Source organism: Streptomyces sp. NBC_00178 (assembly GCF_036206005.1).
Taxonomy (GTDB): Bacteria; Actinomycetota; Actinomycetes; order Streptomycetales; family Streptomycetaceae; genus Streptomyces.
Genome location: NZ_CP108143.1, coordinates 4611090 through 4628968, shown reverse-complemented (window position 1 = coordinate 4628968; position 17879 = coordinate 4611090). Strand labels below are relative to the sequence as shown.

Annotated in this window: 18 protein-coding genes; 7 read left to right on the top strand and 11 right to left on the bottom strand. The window is 72.2% G+C overall.

Features of this window, described 5'->3' with window-relative positions:
* Positions 1-75: 75 nt before the first annotated feature.
* The 4 genes from OHT61_RS20410 to OHT61_RS20395 form a co-directional block, all read right to left on the bottom strand.
* The gene (locus OHT61_RS20410) at positions 76-759 is read right to left on the bottom strand and encodes an ABC transporter ATP-binding protein (RefSeq protein WP_329040209.1); all 684 of its coding nucleotides are present in this window, start codon (positions 757-759) and stop codon (positions 76-78) included.
* A gap of 42 nt (positions 760-801) precedes the next feature.
* The gene (locus OHT61_RS20405; RefSeq protein WP_329040208.1) at positions 802-2265 is read right to left on the bottom strand and encodes an ABC transporter permease; all 1464 of its coding nucleotides are present in this window, start codon (positions 2263-2265) and stop codon (positions 802-804) included.
* A gap of 150 nt (positions 2266-2415) precedes the next feature.
* Entirely contained in the window at positions 2416-3684 is a 1269-nt protein-coding gene (locus OHT61_RS20400; RefSeq protein WP_329040207.1) for a L,D-transpeptidase, read from the bottom strand.
* A gap of 181 nt (positions 3685-3865) precedes the next feature.
* Positions 3866-4267, bottom strand: a complete 402-nt coding sequence (locus tag OHT61_RS20395; protein WP_443049494.1) for a hypothetical protein — start codon at positions 4265-4267, stop codon at positions 3866-3868.
* Positions 4268-4375: 108 nt separating this feature from the next.
* Here OHT61_RS20395 and OHT61_RS20390 point away from each other — a divergent pair, with 108 nt between their 5' ends.
* The gene (locus tag OHT61_RS20390; RefSeq protein ID WP_329040206.1) at positions 4376-4696 is read left to right on the top strand and encodes a hypothetical protein; all 321 of its coding nucleotides are present in this window, start codon (positions 4376-4378) and stop codon (positions 4694-4696) included.
* Positions 4697-4745: 49 nt separating this feature from the next.
* On the opposite strand, the gene hutH is transcribed toward OHT61_RS20390, so the two are convergent.
* The 5 genes from hutH to OHT61_RS20365 form a co-directional block, all read right to left on the bottom strand.
* Positions 4746-6296 (bottom strand): histidine ammonia-lyase, encoded by a 1551-nt coding sequence (gene hutH / locus OHT61_RS20385; protein WP_329040205.1) that lies wholly within the window; start codon positions 6294-6296, stop codon positions 4746-4748.
* A 58-nt stretch (positions 6297-6354) separates the two neighbouring features.
* A complete protein-coding gene (locus OHT61_RS20380; protein ID WP_329040204.1) occupies positions 6355-7521 on the bottom strand; it encodes a GGDEF domain-containing protein in 1167 nt (388 codons plus the stop codon).
* A gap of 83 nt (positions 7522-7604) precedes the next feature.
* Positions 7605-8417, bottom strand: coding sequence for an enoyl-CoA hydratase/isomerase family protein (locus tag OHT61_RS20375; protein WP_329040203.1), 813 nt, complete (start codon positions 8415-8417; stop codon positions 7605-7607).
* An 87-nt stretch (positions 8418-8504) separates the two neighbouring features.
* On the bottom strand, positions 8505-9713 hold the full coding sequence (locus tag OHT61_RS20370) for an adenylate/guanylate cyclase domain-containing protein (protein ID WP_443049492.1): 1209 nt from the start codon (positions 9711-9713) through the stop codon (positions 8505-8507).
* A gap of 153 nt (positions 9714-9866) precedes the next feature.
* Positions 9867-10736, bottom strand: a complete 870-nt coding sequence (locus tag OHT61_RS20365) for a biotin--[acetyl-CoA-carboxylase] ligase (RefSeq protein ID WP_329040202.1) — start codon at positions 10734-10736, stop codon at positions 9867-9869.
* Positions 10737-10893: 157 nt separating this feature from the next.
* Here OHT61_RS20365 and OHT61_RS20360 point away from each other — a divergent pair, with 157 nt between their 5' ends.
* The 4 genes from OHT61_RS20360 (at position 10894) to OHT61_RS20345 (ending at position 13541) form a co-directional block, all read left to right on the top strand.
* On the top strand, positions 10894-12474 hold the full coding sequence (locus OHT61_RS20360; RefSeq protein WP_329040201.1) for an acyl-CoA carboxylase subunit beta: 1581 nt from the start codon (positions 10894-10896) through the stop codon (positions 12472-12474).
* Between the two features lie 14 nt (positions 12475-12488).
* Positions 12489-12695 carry an acyl-CoA carboxylase epsilon subunit gene (locus OHT61_RS20355; RefSeq protein WP_329040200.1) on the top strand — a complete coding sequence of 69 codons (207 nt, stop codon included), beginning with the start codon at positions 12489-12491 and terminating at the stop codon, positions 12693-12695.
* Positions 12696-12780: 85 nt separating this feature from the next.
* Complete coding sequence (mmpB, locus tag OHT61_RS20350; RefSeq protein ID WP_099174806.1) at positions 12781-12909, top strand: morphogenic membrane protein MmpB; 129 nt, start codon at positions 12781-12783, stop codon at positions 12907-12909.
* A 20-nt stretch (positions 12910-12929) separates the two neighbouring features.
* Positions 12930-13541, top strand: a complete 612-nt coding sequence (locus OHT61_RS20345; protein ID WP_329040199.1) for a nucleoside triphosphate pyrophosphatase — start codon at positions 12930-12932, stop codon at positions 13539-13541.
* Between the two features lie 15 nt (positions 13542-13556).
* On the opposite strand, the gene OHT61_RS20340 is transcribed toward OHT61_RS20345, so the two are convergent.
* Positions 13557-13994 carry a hypothetical protein gene (locus OHT61_RS20340; RefSeq protein WP_329043337.1) on the bottom strand — a complete coding sequence of 146 codons (438 nt, stop codon included), beginning with the start codon at positions 13992-13994 and terminating at the stop codon, positions 13557-13559.
* Positions 13995-14408: 414 nt separating this feature from the next.
* Here OHT61_RS20340 and OHT61_RS20335 point away from each other — a divergent pair, with 414 nt between their 5' ends.
* A complete protein-coding gene (locus OHT61_RS20335; protein ID WP_329040198.1) occupies positions 14409-16163 on the top strand; it encodes an acetyl/propionyl/methylcrotonyl-CoA carboxylase subunit alpha in 1755 nt (584 codons plus the stop codon).
* 92 nt (positions 16164-16255) lie between these two features.
* Positions 16256-16870: a TetR/AcrR family transcriptional regulator gene (locus OHT61_RS20330; RefSeq protein ID WP_443049491.1), complete on the top strand. Its 615-nt coding sequence runs from the start codon at positions 16256-16258 to the stop codon at positions 16868-16870.
* 30 nt (positions 16871-16900) lie between these two features.
* Here OHT61_RS20330 and OHT61_RS20325 read toward each other — a convergent pair whose 3' ends face one another.
* Complete coding sequence (locus OHT61_RS20325; RefSeq protein ID WP_329040196.1) at positions 16901-17869, bottom strand: DeoR/GlpR family DNA-binding transcription regulator; 969 nt, start codon at positions 17867-17869, stop codon at positions 16901-16903.
* Positions 17870-17879 lie beyond the last annotated feature (10 nt).

Sequence of the window (17879 nt, the reverse complement as noted above, 5' to 3'; positions counted from 1 at the left end):
CTCGGCGCCGTCCGGGCGGGGTTCGCGGGTGGCGGACCTCACAGCCGGGGAGGAGGGGCTGTGAGGTCCGCGCGTTCAGGCGGCGGCGTTCTCCGTCACCGTCACCCTGCCCTTGCGGATGGTCGCCACCCGGGGCGCCTTGCGGGCGAGCGAGCTGTCATGGGTGACCATCACGAAGGTCAGCCCGTGCTCCTTCCACAGCCCGTCGAGCAGTTCCATGATCTCGTCGCGCATGGACTCGTCGAGGTTTCCGGTGGGTTCGTCGGCGAGCAGCACCTTGGGGCGCTTGACGAGCGCGCGGGCGATGGCGACGCGCTGCTGCTGGCCGCCCGACATCTCGCTCGGCAGGTGGGCGGGCCGGTCGCCCAGACCGACCGACTCCAGTGCCTCGGCGGCGCGTTCGCGGCGGGCCTTCGCGCCGAGGCCGAGGGGCACGAGCGCGGTCTCCACGTTCTCCTGCGCGGTGAGGGTGGGGATCAGGTTGAAACTCTGGAAGACGAATCCGATGGACTCGGCGCGGACCTTGGTCAGCCGGGACTCCGGGAGGCTCGCCAGATCGACGCCGTCGAGTTCGACGGTTCCGGCGGTGGGCCGGTCCAGTCCGCCGAGCATCTGGAGGAGGGTGGACTTGCCTCCGCCGGTCGGCCCCTGGATGACGAGCCGTCCGCCGTCCTCGATGGTCAGGTCGACGCCGGCGAGCGCGTCGACGGGGTTCCTGCCGCGCATGTAGCGCTTGGTGACGCCCTTGAGCTGGTACACGTGTGGACTCCTGCGTGACGTACGGGTGGGAGGGGGGCGGTGCTACGCGACGCGTCGCAGCGCGTCGGCCGGGCGCAGCCGTGAGGCCCGCCATCCGCCGAACGCGCCGGCGATCAGCCCGCCCGCCACGGCCAGGGCCACGGCGACGAGGATCGTGGTGAGCGAGACCGGGGCGGTGAGCGCGATGTCGAGGGTCTTGGCGGCCGCCTGGCGGCCGGGACCGCCGCCGCCCATGGGGCCGCCGCCGCCCATCCCGCCACCGCCGCCGCCCGAGGAGCCCAGCTGGGCGGTCAGGGTGGGGCTGACCGCGGTGACGGCGTAGGCGCCCGCGAGGCCGGCGGCGATGCCGAGAACACCGCCGATGAGGCCGTTGACGAGGGCTTCGCCGACGACCTGGCGGGTGACGCGCCCGCTCTTCCAGCCGAGGGCCTTGAGGGTGCCGAACTCCCGCACGCGGCGGCTGACGGCCGAGGAGGTGAGCAGTCCGGCGACGAGGAACGCGGCGGCCAGGACGGCGACGGAGAGCCACCTGCCGACGCTGGAGGCCAGGCCGGACGCGGTGGAGAGGGAGCCGGAGACCGTGTCGGCGAGGTCGGCGGAGGTGGTCACCGTCGTGCCGGAGATGTTCTTCTGGATGGCGGCCTCGACGGCGTCGATCTGCTGGGAGTCGGCGGCCTGCACGTAGACCGTGGTGACCTTGTCCTCGGAGTCGGCGACGGTCTGCGCCTGCTTCAGCGGGATGTAGACGTTGGCGGCCGCGTCACCGCTGTCCGCCGTGGAGACTCCGACGATCGTGTAGGCGGTGCCGGAGACGGTGACGGTCTTGCCGACCGCGAGCGACTTCTCCTTGGCGTAGGCGGAGTCGACGACCGCGACCTTCGCGTCGGTCTCCGAGGTCGCGAAGGTCCGGCCCGCGGTGATCCTGGAGGAGGTCAGCGGGCCGAGGCCCTGCCGCGTGACGTCGGTGCCGTACACGGTGAAGGAGTTGACGTCGAACGACGCCCCGCCGCCCCGGACCTCGCCGCGCGGCTGCCCGTTCCGGCCGCCACCCGGCCCGCCCTGTCCGGTGGCGCCCTCCTCCTGCTCGAACTCGCCCCGCTTGAACTGGCCGTCGACCTTCAGGACGGTCAGGCTCAGCCCGCCGACGGCGTCCGCGACGCCCGCCTGGCCGCCCACCTCGTCGACGGTTGCGGCGTCGAGGGTCTGGAAGCCCTGGACCATGACCCGGTCCGTGCTCTGGGTGGCGTCCTCGTCGTCCTTGGCGTCGAACTCGAAGCGGGGCCGCTCGGTGCCGCCGGAACCCGGTGCGGCGGCGGCCTTGGTCACCGTCATGTCCGTGCCCAGGCCGTACAGCGACTGGAGGACCTTGTCCTGGGCCTTGCTCATGCCCGAGGAGACCGAGCTCACGATGATGACCAGCGCGATGCCGAGGGCGAGCCCCGAGGCGACGACGAGCGCCGCCTTTCTGCGGCGGCGCAGCTCGCGCCGGAGGTAGGTGAAGAACATGGCGTGAAGCTATGGACCGGGTGTGATGGGGAGTTAAGTCTGCGATGAGAGCGGGATGAGAACAGGGCCGCACGCGCCTACGCCGAAGGCGGCGGCACCCGGGTCGTCCGGGTACCGCCGCCTTCGTACGGGGAGGGGGCGCGCTCAGGATCAGGCGGCGGAGCCCGCCGTCCACTGGGCCCAGTCCATGTTCCAGCCGTTGAGGCCGTTGTCCGGGGCGATGGTCTTGTCGGGGGAGTTCTTGACCACGACCACGTCACCGACGATGGAGTTGTTGTACAGCCAGGCGGCCGACGTGTTGGGGTCGCCCGCGCCCTTCGTGTCGGACAGGCCGACACAGCCGTGGCTGGTGTTCACGCTGCCGAAGATCGACTTCGCGCCCCAGTAGTTGCCGTGGATGAAGGTGCCCGACGTCGACAGCCGCATGGCGTGCGGGACGTCCTTGATGTCGTACTCGCCCTTGCCGTCGTCGTCCGTGAAGCCGACGGTCGCACCGTCCATCCGGGTCTCCTTGAACTTCTCGGAGATGACCATCTGGCCGTTGTACGTCGGGTTGTCCGGGGATCCGGCGGAGATCGGGATCGTCTTCACCGTCTTGCCGTCACGGGTGACGGTCAGCGTGTGCGACTTGGCGTCCACGGTCGACACCTGGTTGCGGCCGACCTTGAAGGTGACCGTCTTCTGCTGGACGCCTATGACGCCGTCGGCACCCTCGACGCCGTCCAGGGCCAGCTTCAGGGTGACGGTGGAGCCGCCCTGCCAGTAGTTCTCCGGGCGCAGGTCGAGGCGCTGGTTGTTGAACCAGTGACCCACGACCTCCTGGCCGCTGCTCGACGTCACCTTGATGCCGTCCTGGACGGCCTTCTTGTTGGTGATCGCCTTGTTGAAGTTGATCGAGACCGGCATGCCGACGCCGACGGTGGAACCGTCCTCGGGGGTGAAGTTCCCGATGAAGCTGTTCTCGGGCGAGACGGTGGTGAAGGAGCTGTTGGCGTGCGCCTGGCGGTCCTTCGAGTCCGAGGCGGTGGCGCTGATCTTGTACGTCGTCGAGCGCTCGAGCTGCCCGCTGGGCTTCCAGCTGGAGCCGTCGGCGGCGAGGGTGCCCTCGACGGCCTGGCCGTCGGCCGTGGTCATGGTGACCTCGGTCAGCTTGCCCTTGGCGACGGTGACCAGTGCGGCGTTGTTGATGCTCGCGTTGGTGGCGCCGTTCTTCGGCGCGATCGTTATCTGCGCCTCGGAGGTGTCCTTGGCCGCCGCCTCGTCGACCTGCGCCTGTGACGTCTTCGAGCTGTCCGCGCTTGCGCTCGAGTTACCGCCGTCGTCGCTGCAGGCAGAAAGCACCAGCACGCCGCCGAGCAGTGCGGAGGCGGCCACGAGGCCCCGGCGCCGCTTGCTGTCCGTCATCACACGCTTCTCCATCGTTGCCGATTCCCCAAGATCCCCGGACGGGGCCGCCTGACGGCGAACACCCGTCAATGTTCCAAGAACACCGCGACCGGGTCTTCCGTTCCACATCCGTCGCGGATGTGGGGAACACCACTCATCGACGCGGTCGCGACCGCGGTGGTTCCCGTCACCCGTGAGGAGTGCCCCGCGGGCGTCAGCGTTCCGTGATGCCGCCGCCTTCTTCGTCGTCCGTCTCATTGTCCTCGATCCCGTAGTGCACCTCGTCCCCGTCCTCTCCGGCAGCCCAGTCCTCGGCGTCGGGGTCGTGGTCGATCGTCTCGCTGCTCCAGGAAGCCTGGGCGAGCTCGACCCCGGGCACCTGGCTGACCAGGTCGAACGGATCGATCAGCGAGGCGAGGGCCTCAGCTGCGTCTTCCCTGACCGTCTCCTCGGCATGCGTACGTTCCTCGGCCGAGTCCCCGGCGGACGCGCCGGCGGCCGTGTAGTCGGCGGCGATGCTCTCCAGCGCCGTGCCGGTCAGGGCGTCCGCGTCGCTGATCTCCAGCACCATCTCCACGCGAAGCCGAACAAATGAGGGTGTCACCGATGCAGTCATATGCCGGAGCGTAAGCCTCCCCGGGACCGCGGCTTTCCTCCGACCCGCTGCTTTGCTTAGCATCGGCGCACGGGGCTAACTGACGGCTGTCGCAAGGGGATCGATTCTGTGTCCATCGCTCGTCGCACGCTGCTGACCACCACAGCGGCAGGCACCCTGCTCTGCGCTCTCTGGTTCGTCCCGTCCGCCAACGCGACGGACGGAACAGGGCCGCGGAGCGCTTCCACCGGCACGTCCGCCGGTTCCTCCACCGAGGTCCGCCAGGCGTCCGCCACGGGGGCCTCCGCCTCCGGAAGCACCCTCGCCGAGACCGGTACGGGCATCGACACCACGCCGTATCTCGTCGGCGGCACCGCGCTCCTGGGCGTCGGTGCGGGTTTCGTCGCCCATTCGGTACGCCGGGGCGGCACGCGGGGCGCCGGCTTCTGAACCGCCCGAGGGCTGCCGCGTCCCGCGGGACGCGGCAGCCCTCCCGGCGTCAGTCCAGCGGCCCGGTCACGGGCTCCACCGCGGCGACCAGCCGGCCCTCCCGCACGAACGCGTCGGCGCCGGCGAGGTCGGGGGCGAGGAACCGGTCGGGGCCCGGGCCCTGGACACCGGCGGCGCGGAGCGCGGCGATGGCGGCCACCGAGGCCGGAGCGGGGGTCAGTCCCTCGGCGGCGCGCAGTTCGACGGCACGGGTGGCCGCGTAGAGCTCGACGGCGACGATCCGCGCGAGGGCGTCCACGGCCGTACGCAGCTTCCGCGCGGCCGACCAGCCCATGGAGACGTGGTCCTCCTGCATGGCGGAGGACGGGATCGAGTCGACGGAGGCCGGGACCGCGAGCCGCTTCATCTCGCTGACCATGGCGGCCTGCGTGTACTGGGCGATCATCAGTCCCGAGTCGACCCCCGCGTCGCCCGCCAGGAACGGCGGCAGACCGTGCGAGCGGTTCTTGTCCAGCAGCCGGTCCGTGCGCCGCTCGGTGATCGAGCCGAGGTCGGCGGCGGCGATCGCCAGGAAGTCGAGGACGTAGGCGACGGGCGCGCCGTGGAAGTTGCCGTTGGACTCCACACGTCCGTCCGGCAGGACCACCGGGTTGTCGACGGCCGCGGCGAGCTCGCGGTCGGCCACGAGCCGCCCGTACGCGAGGGTGTCGCGGCCGGCGCCGTTGACCTGGGGCGCGCAGCGCACGGAGTAGGCGTCCTGGACCCGGGGGGCGTCCTCCTGGTGGTGCCCCGTGAGGCCGGACCCGGCGAGCACCCGCAGCATGTTGCCGGCCGAGGTCCCCTGGCCGGGGTGGGGGCGGATGGCGTGCAGCTCCGGGGCGAGGACCTTGTCCGTGCCGAGGAGGGCCTCCAGGGAGAGCGCGGCGGTGATGTCGGCGCTGGTGTAGAGGTTCTTCAGGTCCGCGAGGGCCATCACGAGCATGCCGAGCATGCCGTCGGTGCCGTTGAGGAGGGCTAGGCCCTCCTTCTCGCGGAGTTCGACCGGGGTGATGCCGTGCGCGGCGAGGAGTTCACCGGCCGGACGGACCGTCCCGTCGGGGCCCTCCGCGTCGCCCTCGCCCATCAGGGTCAGCGCGCAGTGCGAGAGCGGCGCGAGGTCGCCGGAGCAGCCCAGCGAGCCGTATTCGTGGACGACGGGGGTGATGCCCGCGTTCAGCACGTCGGCGATGGTCTGCGCGACCTCGGGGCGTACGCCGGTGTGGCCGGAGGCCAGGGTCTTCAGGCGGAGGAACATCAGGGCGCGCACGACCTCGCGCTCGACCCGGGGCCCCATGCCCGCCGCGTGGGAGCGCACGATGTTGCGCTGCAGCTCCGCCCGCAGGCCGGTGCTGATGTGCCGGCTGGCGAGGGCGCCGAAGCCGGTGGAGACGCCGTAGACCGGTTCGGGCTTGGCCGCGAGGGCGTCGACGACGGCGCGGGCGGCGGCGAGGGCTTCGACGGCCGCCGGGGAGAGTTCGACCCGTGCGCCCTCGCGGGCCACGGCGACGACGTCCTCGGCGGTGGTACCGGACGTCCCCACCACGACTGTGTGCATATCCATATTCAGAAGCGTACGGACTGAAACCGTCCATGTCACCAGTGGTTGCGGCGGAGACCCCTTACCCCTCGTCCGCGGGTGGGCTGCCGCGCAGCCGGCGGCGGTCGTGGGGCGACCTGGGCGGCGAGTCGGCGAGCCGGATGACGTCGCCGTCGCGTCCCGCCACCACGGGCCTCGCGCTGTGCGCCGCCTTCGCCCGGTACTGCGCGGCGTCCGCCAGGCGGAAGAGCCGGCGCGCGGACAGGACCGGGCCGATCTCGTCACCCGTGGACGCGATCCCGCAGGCCACGCCGTCGCCGATCTCCATGGCGACGGCCCGCGCGCACAGCTCCTCGGACACCCGCACCACGTCGTCGGCCGGGGGTCCCACGGTCAGCAGGCAGAACTCGTCGCCGCCCAGGCGGGCGGCGAGCGCGCCGGGGAGCATTGCCCCGCAGAGCGAGAGGACGGAGCCGAAACGTTCCAGCAGACGGTCGCCGACCGCGTGCCCGTGCGTGTCGTTGACCGCCTTGAGGCCGTTCAGGTCGCAGACCACGAGGCTGACCACGGCGCCCTCGGCGCGGTGCAGCTCCAGCGCCTCGTCGAGCCGGATGTCGACCGCGCGGCGGTTGGCGAGCCCGGTCAGCGGATCGGTGAAGGCGAGCTTGCGCACCTCCTCCAGGCGCTCGGTCTGCGCGATGCCCGCCGCGACCACGGCGGCCAGCACGGTCGCGAAGTCCGCGTCGTCCCGGTCGAACACCGGCACACCCGCCTGGCGCGCCACGTAGAGCTCGCCCCAGGCCCGGCCGTGCAGCACGATCGGCGCCACGACGCAGCAGCCCCGCCCACGCCGGCGCAGCGCCGCGACCCGCTGGTGGCAGTACGGGCGGGCGCCGCGGGCCGGGGCACCGGCCGCCGGGGCACCGGCGGCGGTCTCCACCCAGGCGTCCGGCTCACCGCCGCCCGCCCAGCGTTCGTGCAGGAACTCGGTGATCTCGGGGAACTGGTGGACGGGATAGGACTCCTGCTCGGGGAACTCCTCCTCCCCCTCGGCCCGCTCCCCCGCGTTCACCAGGACCCGCAGCCTGCCCTGCTCGCGCTCCCACACGGACAGGGCCGCGAAGCTGCCTCCCAGCGCCTCGCACGCGCCCACGGCCGCCGCATGCCACGACTCGCGCGGCGTGTAGGCCGCCGCCATCGTCTGCGCCAGCGCAACCACGGCACGCAGCCGCGCATCATCACCGCCCATCGCCACAGCTTATGTAGGTTTGCAGCGAATTGATCAGTTGACGGCGCTGATGATCTTCGAATCGCCCGATCCGCTCCCGGGGGTCACTCCCCCGGCCAGCTGGGCTTCCGCTTCTCGTTGAACGCGGCGACGCCCTCGGCGCGGTCGCCGGAGAAGGCCACGGACCGCCAGGCCGCGTCCTCGACCTCCAGCCCCGCCCGCAGGTCCAGGCCGTGCCCCAGCCGCATGGCGCGCTTGGCCGCCCGCAGACCCACCGGGGAGTTGGCCGCGATCCGGCCGCCGAGGGCCAGCGCCTCCTCGCGGTCCCGGCCCGCGTCGACCAGCTCGTCGACCAGGCCGAGCTCGCGCGCCTCGGCGGCGTCCACCCGCCGCGCGGTGAAGACCAGCTCGGCCGCGCGTGCGGCGCCGACCCGGCGGGGCAGCAGCTGCGTACCCCCGCCGCCCGGGATCACGCCGACGGACACCTCGGGCAGACCCACCACGGCCGTACGGTCGGCCACGATGACGTCGCAGGCCAGGGCCAGCTCGAAGCCGCCGCCGAGGGCGAAGCCGTGCACGGCGGCGACCACCGGCATGGGGAGTTCGAGCACGCCGGTGTAGGCGGCGCGGGCGGTCGGCCGCTGTCGCACCAGCTCGGCGTCGCTGAAGGAGTTGCGCTCCTTGAGGTCCGCGCCCACGCAGAAGGCCCGCTCGTGGCTGGACGTGAGCACGGTCGCCCGTACCCCCGGATCGGCGGCGAGCGCGGCACAGGCCTCACCGATGGCGACCGCCATGGCGGTGCTCACGGCGTTCATGGCCTTGGGACGGTCGAGCACCAGCTCGGCCACGTGCTCCCGGCCCTCGTGCCGCCGTACGACGACGAACTCCCCGAACCTCTGCTCCGACGCGACACCCATGACTGCACCCCTGACGGTTAACGAGCGTTACCGGGGATCCTAGGGGCGGCCGGGGCGGCCGTGACAGGGGGTGGGCGCGGCCGGGCGTCAGGACGCCGGCTTGCCCCGCCGCGCCAGCAGCCAGGGCTCGACCACACCGAGTCCGCGCACAGGCCGCTGCCACATCGGCTGCATCCCGAAGCGGTACGTCGGCAGCGGCGGCTCCTCGCCGGGACTCCGCCCTTCCTTCTCCGCCATCCGGGCCCGCTCCGCGGCGGCGCTGATCTCCTCGGCCGCCTGGGCCTCCGAGGCGGGGGCGTCACCGGTCCGGACGACCTCCTGGGCGAACGCGCCGTCGACCAGCACGGCGTCCTTCGGCGCTATCGACGTGAGCCGGCTGGCCAGGTTCACCGTCGTGCCGAACACGTCGCCCATGCGGGTCGTGACCGTCCCGAACGCCATGCCGACCCGGAGCGCGGGCATCGTGGTGTCCTGGGCCATCGCCTCGACCAGCCGGAGCGCGATCTCGGCGGCCGTCCCCGCGTCGTCCGCGGCGAAGAGGACCTCGTCGCCCAGCGTCTTGATGAGCCGTCCCCCGTGCGCGGCCACCAGGTCGGCCGAGGTCGTCTCGAAGGCCTCGACCAGTTCGCCGAGCTCCTCCTCCTCCAGCCTGCGGGTCAGCCGGGTGAAGCCCACGAGGTCGGCGAAGCCCACCGCGAGCCGGCGGTCGACCATCTCCTCGTCGTCCGCCGCCTGCACGACCCGTCCGGTGGCGGCGGCGAGCTGGCGCCGCCACACGTAGACCAGGAACTCCTGCAGCTCGGGCAGCAGCAGCTCCACCAGGGGATACGTGACCTCGGTGCGGGTCATGCCGGGCTCGGGCGGCTCGGTCAGCCCTTCCAGGAAGGAGTCGATCTGCCACTCGGCCAGCCGGGCGGTGGTCTGCCCGGTCGACCGGGCCACCTGGATCGCCATCGGCTCGCTGAGCAGCCCGGCCTCCACGAGGCCGGCGAGCCGGCGCAGGGCCAGCACGTCGGCCTCGGTGAGCGCCTTGGCCTGCCCGATGTCGGCGAAGCCCATGGCCCGCCAGAAGCGGGACGCCAGGTCCATGGAGACCCCGGCGGTCCGGGCTGCCTGGAAGGGCGTGTAGCGGCGGTCGGCCCCGAGGATCAGGGATTCCAGCCGGATGGCGAGCGGGTCGTCGGTGGGTTCGGCCGTGTGGTCGACCTCGTGATGCGGTGTCGAGTGGACCGGCCGCGCCGACGAGGGCTCCGCGCCGTCCGCGCCGTCGCCGGGAATAGCGTCGTCGACGGTCACCGGCCGCCTCCTGCCCGTTCCGTGCGCACTGCCCTGCCGATCTGTCGCTGGATCGCCTCAACGATACGGCAGGTGTGCCCTGGCTCACGTCCCGGTCACACGGTTGCGCGGTGCGTTCCGCGGGACGTCACCCGTATGTGCCCGGGCCCCGGATCAGGTCAGTCCTCCCTCCTCGCCGCGCAGGTGCACGATGTCGCCCGCCGACACGGGTTCCTGCACGCCCTCGCCCGTGGCCAGGACGAGCCGGCCGTCTCCGTCGATGGCGACGGCCTCGCCCACGACCGACCGGTCGCCCGGCAGCTCGGCCCGCACCGTGCGGTCGAGGGTGGCGCAGCCGGCGGCGTAGGCCGCCTGGAGGCCGGAGGCCGCGGCGTCGCCGTCGGCGTCACGCCACGTCGTGTACCACTGTTCGAGCGACCGCAGGACGGCCCGCAGGAGGGTCTCGCGGTCGGTGGACACCGCTCCGGCGAGCGCGAGGGACCCCGCGTGGGGGGCGGGGAGCTCGGCCGCGCGCAGCGACACGTTGAGGCCGATGCCGATGACGACGCCGTCCCCGGCGCGCTCGGCGAGGATGCCTCCGGTCTTGCGCTCCGTGCCCCCGACGGTCACCAGGAGGTCGTTGGGCCATTTCAGTGCCATGTCGATGCCCGCGGCCTGCGCGAGGCCCGTCGCGGCGGCGACGCCGGTCAGCAGCGGCAGCCAGCCCCAGCGCTCGGCGGGGATGTCGCCGGGGGTCAGGTGGACCGAGAGGAAGAGGCCCGAGCGCGGCGGCGCGGTCCAGCTCCGGTCCAGCCGGCCGCGGCCCGCGGTCTGCTCCTCCGCGACGAGCACCGCCCCCTCGGCCAGCCCCTCACCGGCGGCCCGTGCCGCGAGGTCGGAGTTGGTGGAGCCGGTCGAGTCGACCACGTCGAGGGAGCTCCACAGCCCACCGGGCCTCAGCAGCCCGCGGCGCAGCGCCGTGACGTTGAGGGGCGGCCTGTCGAGGTCCGACCAGCGGTTGTGCGGCGCATCGGAAGGTGTCATGCAACCCACATTAGGTGTGGCCAACGACGCACTGCCGAACCGTATCCGCGCCGATACGCTACGGGTCAGTAGCCACACAGCCGACGAGCGGCGTGCCGTCGAGCACGCTGCTGGATGTACCAGCCGTCCCCGTGACCAGGCAGGGAGCCGCCACCCGATGTCCGAGCCGCAGAGCGACATCCACACGACCGCGGGAAAGATCGCGGACCTGCAGCGCCGTATTGAAGAGGCCACACACGCAGGTTCCGCCCGTGCCGTCGAAAAGCAGCACGCCAAGGGCAAGTTGACCGCCCGGGAGCGCGTCGAGCTCCTGCTCGACGAAGGTTCTTTCGTGGAGCTCGACGAGTTCGCGCGGCACCGCTCCACCAACTTCGGCATCGAGAAGAACCGCCCGTACGGGGACGGTGTCGTCACCGGATACGGCACGGTGGACGGCCGGCCCGTCTGCGTGTACTCGCAGGACTTCACCATCTTCGGCGGCTCGCTCGGCGAGGTCTACGGCGAGAAGATCGTCAAGGTCATGGACTTCGCGCTGAAGACCGGCTGCCCGGTCATCGGCATCAACGACGGCGGCGGGGCCCGCATCCAGGAGGGCGTCGTCGCCCTCGGCCTGTTCGCCGAGATCTTCCGCCGCAACGTGCACGCGTCCGGCGTGGTCCCCCAGATCTCGCTGATCGTCGGCCCCTGCGCGGGCGGTGCGGTCTACTCGCCGGCGATCACGGACTTCACGGTGATGGTCGACCAGACCTCGCACATGTTCATCACGGGCCCCGACGTCATCAAGACGGTCACCGGCGAGGACGTCGGCTTCGAGGAGCTGGGCGGCGCCCGTACGCACAACACCACGTCAGGCGTGGCGCACCACATGGCGGGTGACGAGAAGGACGCCATCGAGTACGTCAAGTCCCTGCTGTCCTACCTCCCGTCCAACAACCTCTCCGAGGCGCCGGCCTTCCCGGAGGAGGCGGACCTGGCGACCACGGACGAGGACCGCGAGCTGGACACCCTCATCCCGGACTCGGCGAACCAGCCGTACGACATGCACACCGCGATCGAGCACGTGCTCGACGACGGCGAGTTCCTGGAGACCCAGGCCCTGTTCGCGCCGAACATCATCACCGGCTTCGGGCGCGTCGAGGGCTATCCGGTCGGCATCGTCGCCAACCAGCCGATGCAGTTCGCCGGCTGTCTGGACATCAACGCGAGCGAGAAGGCGGCGCGCTTCGTCCGCACCTGCGACGCCTTCAACGTGCCGGTCGTCACCTTCGTCGACGTGCCGGGCTTCCTCCCGGGCGTCGACCAGGAGTACGGCGGCATCATCCGCCGGGGTGCCAAGCTCATCTACGCCTACGCCGAGGCCACCGTCCCGCTGATCACGGTGATCACCCGCAAGGCGTTCGGCGGCGCGTACGACGTCATGGGCTCCAAGCACCTGGGCGCCGACCTCAACCTGGCGTGGCCCACCGCCCAGATCGCGGTGATGGGGGCCCAGGGCGCGGTGAACATCCTGCACCGCCGCACGATCGCGGCCGCCGACGACCCCGAGGCCACCCGCGCCGAGCTGATGACCGACTACGAGGACGCGCTCCTCAACCCGTACGTCGCGGCCGAGCGCGGCTACGTCGACGCGGTGATCATGCCGTCGGAGACCCGGGCGCACCTGGTGAAGGGCCTGCGCCAGCTCCGCACGAAGCGCGAGTCCCTGCCGCCGAAGAAGCACGGCAACATCCCCCTCTAGCCACGGGAGCCACCATGATCAAGGTCGTACGGGGCAATCCGACCCCGGAGGAGCTCGCCGCGGCCCTCGCCGTGGTCCGGGCGCGCGCGGCGGCGGCCGTCGCCGTGCCGTCCGGCGCCCCGCTGCCCCCCGAGCAGTGGTCGGACCCGGGACGCATCGCCCGCGGCGCCTCGCCGCGGCCGGGACCCCGGTCGTGGGCGCGGACGTACTGGCCCTCCTGAGGCACTGCGGCCCGGCGGGCCCGCGAGCGGCGCTTGAGTACCCGTACTCAGGCGCCGCAGCCGTGCCCGGAGCACCATCGGACCCATGCTGTGGTCCGACCCCGAGAACAAGCCCCCGAAGGAACTCCGCGACGCGCAGGACATGATGCGCCGCGCGGGACTGCTGCTGGCCCTGGCCATGGTCGTGGCGATGTTCGTCCTGGGCACCCGCTGAGGTCTCCGGCCCCGCCTACGATGGCGGGCATGACTGATCAGCGCCGCCTCGTGCTCGCCTCCGCGTCCCCCGCCCGTCTCGGCCTCCTCCGCCAGGCGGGCTTCGCCCCCGAGGTGATCGTCAGCGGCGTGGACGAGGACGCGATCAGCGCCCCCACCCCGGGGGAGCTGGCCCTCGTCCTGGCCGAGGCGAAGGCCGCCGCCGTCGCGGCCCGCCCGGAGGTGTCCGGGGCACTGGTGATCGGCTGCGACTCGGTGCTGGAGCTGGACGGCGAGGCATTCGGCAAGCCCGCGGACGCCGAGGAGGCCACGGCCCGCTGGAAGTCGATGCGCGGCCGGCCGGGCATCCTGCAGACGGGTCACAGCGTCATCGACACGGCGACCGGCCGCACGGCGTCGGCGACCGCCTCCACCGTGGTCCGGTTCGGCGAGCCGACCGACGCCGAGGTGGCGGCGTACGTCGCGACCGGCGAACCGCTGCACGTGGCGGGAGCGTTCACGCTGGACGGGCGCTCGGCGCCGTTCGTCGAGGCGATCGAGGGCAGCCACGGCAACGTCATCGGCCTCTCGCTGCCCCTGCTGCGCCGACTGCTGGGCGAACTCGGCTTCTCCGTGACCGACTTCTGGGTCTGAGCGGCCGCGGACACCTCACACGGCGGCGGGGGCCCCTCCGGGACCGGCCGCCGTGTCCTGCGGCGCCCGCCGGTCGAACGCCACCAGCGTGAGCACGATCAGCGCGAGGACGGCCATCATGAACGCGAAGGCCGCCCAGCCGATCAGACCCACCGCCAGGGCGCCCAGCACCCCGTGGACGACCGCGCAGGCGATGAGGGCGATCCTGCCGAAGCGGCCCGGCGCCCGGTCGCGTATGCCGGCCAGCAGAGGTATCAGCCCGCACAGCACGAGCAGGACGCCCGACACACCGCCCATCACCCAGGTGCCGGTGACCATGGCGTCGGGATCCATCCCCGCGAGGGACATGCTCTGGTTGTCCGCGACCGTCGCCAGGACGGCGTTGACGAGCACGATGCCGACGGCCTCCGCGAACAGAACGACCGCGGTCACGAAGGCCACTGGTCTGCGCACCACGGCGCCACCCCCTGTTACCTGTAGTACGTGCGATAGCGCGGACCCTACTAACGGGTAACGCACCGGACAAGGGGTAGGACGCCGCCGGCCGTCCGCCCGCACCGCCCGCGCGCCCCCTCGGCGGGGACGCGCCGTGCCCTCGGTCGCGCCGACGCAAAGATTCCCTCGGCCGTTCGTAGGGAGTCCACAAAGAAACGCCGCGCGCCGTTGACCGTCCGGACAGAGACTTGGGCCACACTTCGTGGCTACTGTGCCGTTGAGGATGGCGGCGTACCGTGGTGCGACAAGGGATTTCGCGACTCGAGCAAGCCTCGAATCACACTCCGTGTGGGCAAGTTCACTATTGGGGACGGGTCGTACGGCCGTGTCGGTAGTCCCTAAACTCAGCTTGTTCTCAAGGAGGGAGTCATCGTGCGCAAGGTGCTCATCGCCAACCGTGGCGAAATCGCTGTCCGTGTTGCTCGGGCTTGCCGGGATGCCGGAATCGCGAGCGTAGCCGTCTACGCCGATCCGGACCGGGACGCTCTGCATGTGCGCGCGGCCGACGAAGCGTTCGCTCTGGGCGGTGACACCCCGGCCGCCAGTTATCTGGACATGGCCAAGGTGCTCCAGGCTGCCAAGGACTCGGGGGCGGACGCGATCCACCCGGGTTACGGCTTCCTCTCGGAGAACGCGGAGTTCGCCCAGGCCGTGCTCGACGCGGGCCTGACGTGGATCGGCCCGCCGCCGCAGGCGATCCGCGACCTGGGTGACAAGGTCGCCGCCCGCCACATCGCGCAGCGCGCGGGCGCTCCGCTGGTGGCCGGCACGCCGGACCCGGTGTCGGGTTCCGCCGAGGTCGTGGAGTTCGCCGAGAAGAACGGCCTGCCGGTCGCGATCAAGGCGGCCTTCGGCGGTGGCGGACGCGGCCTCAAGGTCGCCCGCACGCTGGAGGAGATCCCCGAGCTGTACGACTCCGCGGTCCGCGAGGCCGTCGCGGCGTTCGGGCGGGGCGAGTGCTTCGTCGAGCGCTACCTCGACAAGCCGCGCCACGTGGAGACCCAGTGCCTGGCCGACCAGCACGGCAACGTCGTCGTCGTCTCGACGCGTGACTGCTCGCTGCAGCGCCGCCACCAGAAGCTCGTCGAGGAGGCCCCGGCACCGTTCCTGTCGGAGGCCCAGAACGCCGAGCTGTACGCGGCCTCGAAGGCCATCCTGAAGGAGGCCGGTTACGTCGGCGCCGGCACCGTCGAGTTCCTCGTCGGCGTGGACGGCACGATCTCCTTCCTCGAGGTCAACACCCGCCTGCAGGTGGAGCACCCCGTCACCGAGGAGGTCACCGGCCTCGACCTCGTCCGCGAGATGTTCCGCATCGCCGACGGCGAGGAGCTCGGCTACGGCGACCCGGCCGTGCGCGGCCACTCCTTCGAGTTCCGGATCAACGGCGAGGACCCGGGCCGCGGCTTCCTGCCCGCCCCGGGCACCGTCACCCTGTTCTCCCCGCCCACCGGTCCGGGTGTCCGCCTGGACGCGGGCGTCGAGAGCGGCAGCGTCATCGGCCCCGCCTGGGACTCCCTCCTGGCGAAGCTGGTCGTGACGGGCGCGACCCGTGAGCAGGCCCTGCAGCGGGCCGCGCGTGCGCTGGGCGAGTTCACCGTCGAGGGCATGGCCACCGCCATCCCCTTCCACCGCGCGGTCGTCACCGACCCGGCGTTCACCTCGGACCCGTTCCGGGTCCACACCCGGTGGATCGAGACGGAGTTCGTCAACGACATCAAGCCGTTCTCGGTGCCCGCGGACCAGGACGCCGACGAGGAGTCGGGCCGCGAGACCGTGGTCGTCGAGGTCGGCGGCAAGCGCCTCGAGGTCTCCCTGCCGTCCTCGCTGGGCATGAGCCTGGCCCGCACGGGCCTCGCGGCGGGTGCCAAGCCCAAGCGCCGCGCGGCGAAGAAGTCCGGCTCGGCGGCCTCCGGTGACACCCTCGCCTCCCCGATGCAGGGGACGATCGTGAAGATCGCCGTCGAGGAGGGCCAGGAGGTCAAGGAGGGCGACCTCATCGTCGTGCTCGAGGCGATGAAGATGGAGCAGCCCCTCAACGCGCACCGCTCCGGCACCGTCAAGGGCCTGGCGGCCGAGGTCGGCACGTCGATCTCCTCCGGCGCGGCGATCTGCGAGATCAAGGACTGACGCTCGTCCTCGCACACCGGGGCCCGGCATCCGCCGGGCCCCGGTGGCATCCTGGGACGCGGGAGCGGACACCAGGAGGACAGGCCATGGCGATGAGCGCGGTACCCACACCGGCCCGGCCGCTGCGCGCCGACGCGCGCCGCAACCGCGACCGGCTGGTGAGCGAGGCGCGGGCGTCCTTCGCCGCCCACGGCACGGACGCCTCCCTGGAGGACATCGCCCGGAACGCGGGCGTCGGCATCGGCACGCTCTACCGGCACTTCCCGAACCGCCACGCCCTGATGAACGCGGTCTTCCAGGAGGCGCTGGCCGACCTGCTCGACCGCTCCGGCGAACTGGCACACGCGGAACAGCCGTGCAGCGCGCTCGTCGAGTGGCTGGGTGCGATCGTCACCCATGCGGGTGAATACAGGGGCCTGGCGCGGGCCCTCATGTCCGCGTCCGGTGACGAGACCTCCGCCCTGACGTCGTGTCATGTGCCGTTGCGCCAGGCGGGCGAGAGGCTGCTCGCGCGCGCCCGGGCGGACGGCTCGGTGCGGGCGGACGTGTCGATCGACGACCTGCTGCGGCTCACCAACGCGATCGCGCTGGCCACGGAGCAGACCCCGGCCGATCCGGACCTGGCCTGCCGCCTGCTCCGGCTGACGCTGCACGGCCTGAAGGCGGACCCGGCCGATCCGCGGCCGTCGCCCCCTTCGGGCGGCTGAGGGCGCCTTCCGGCGCCCCGCGCCCGGTCGCTACCGGCGCCGCATGTCCGCGACCCGGCCCACCGGCCCGTCCCCCAGCGACGCCGCGCTCCGCAGCTGCGGCCCGAGGCCTCCCGGGCCTCCGTGCCCGCCCTGGGTACGCCGCTGGCCGGGCAGCGGCATCTCCTGCCGGGGCTGCCGGCCCGGCGGCAGGGCGTCACCGGCCGCGGATTCCGCGTCGGGTCCCGCCACCGTGATCTCCACGCCCTGATCGGCCAGGGCCTGGAGTTCGGTGGCCGCACGCTCGTCGTGCACCGGTGGCTCGTCCGTCACCAGACGGGTGATCAGCTCCGTGGGCACCGTCTGGAACATGGTGTCGGAGCCGAGCTTCGTGTGGTCCGCGAGGACCACCACTTCGGCGGCGGCCTGCACCAGCGCCCGGTCCACGCTGGCCGAGAGCATGTTGGACGTGGACAGTCCGCGCTCCGCGGTCAGCCCGCTCCCGGACAGGAAGGCCCGCGAGACCCGCAGTCCCTGCAGGGACTGTTCGGCCCCGCTGCCGACGAGGGCGTAGTTGCTCCCCCGCAGCGTGCCGCCGGTCATCACCACCTCCACCCGGTTGGCATGGGCCAGCGCCTGGGCGACGAGCAGCGAGTTGGTGACCACGGTCAGGCCGGGCACGCGTGCGAGCCGGCGGGCCAGCTCCTGGGTGGTCGTTCCGGCGCCGACCACGATGGCCTCGCCCTCACCGACCAGGCCGGCCGCCAGATCGGCGATGGCCGTCTTCTCCGCGGTGGAGAGATGGGATTTCTGCGGAAAGCCGGACTCCCGCGTAAAACCGCCCGGCAAGACCGCACCGCCGTGCCGGCGGTCGAGGAGTCCTTCTGCCTCCAGTGCCCGCACGTCCCGCCGTACGGTCACTTCGGAGGTCTGGACGACGCGGGCGAGCTCACGGAGCGATACCGCCCCGTTGGCACGCACCATTTCGAGGATCAATTGACGACGTTCTGCAGCGAACACGAAACTGACA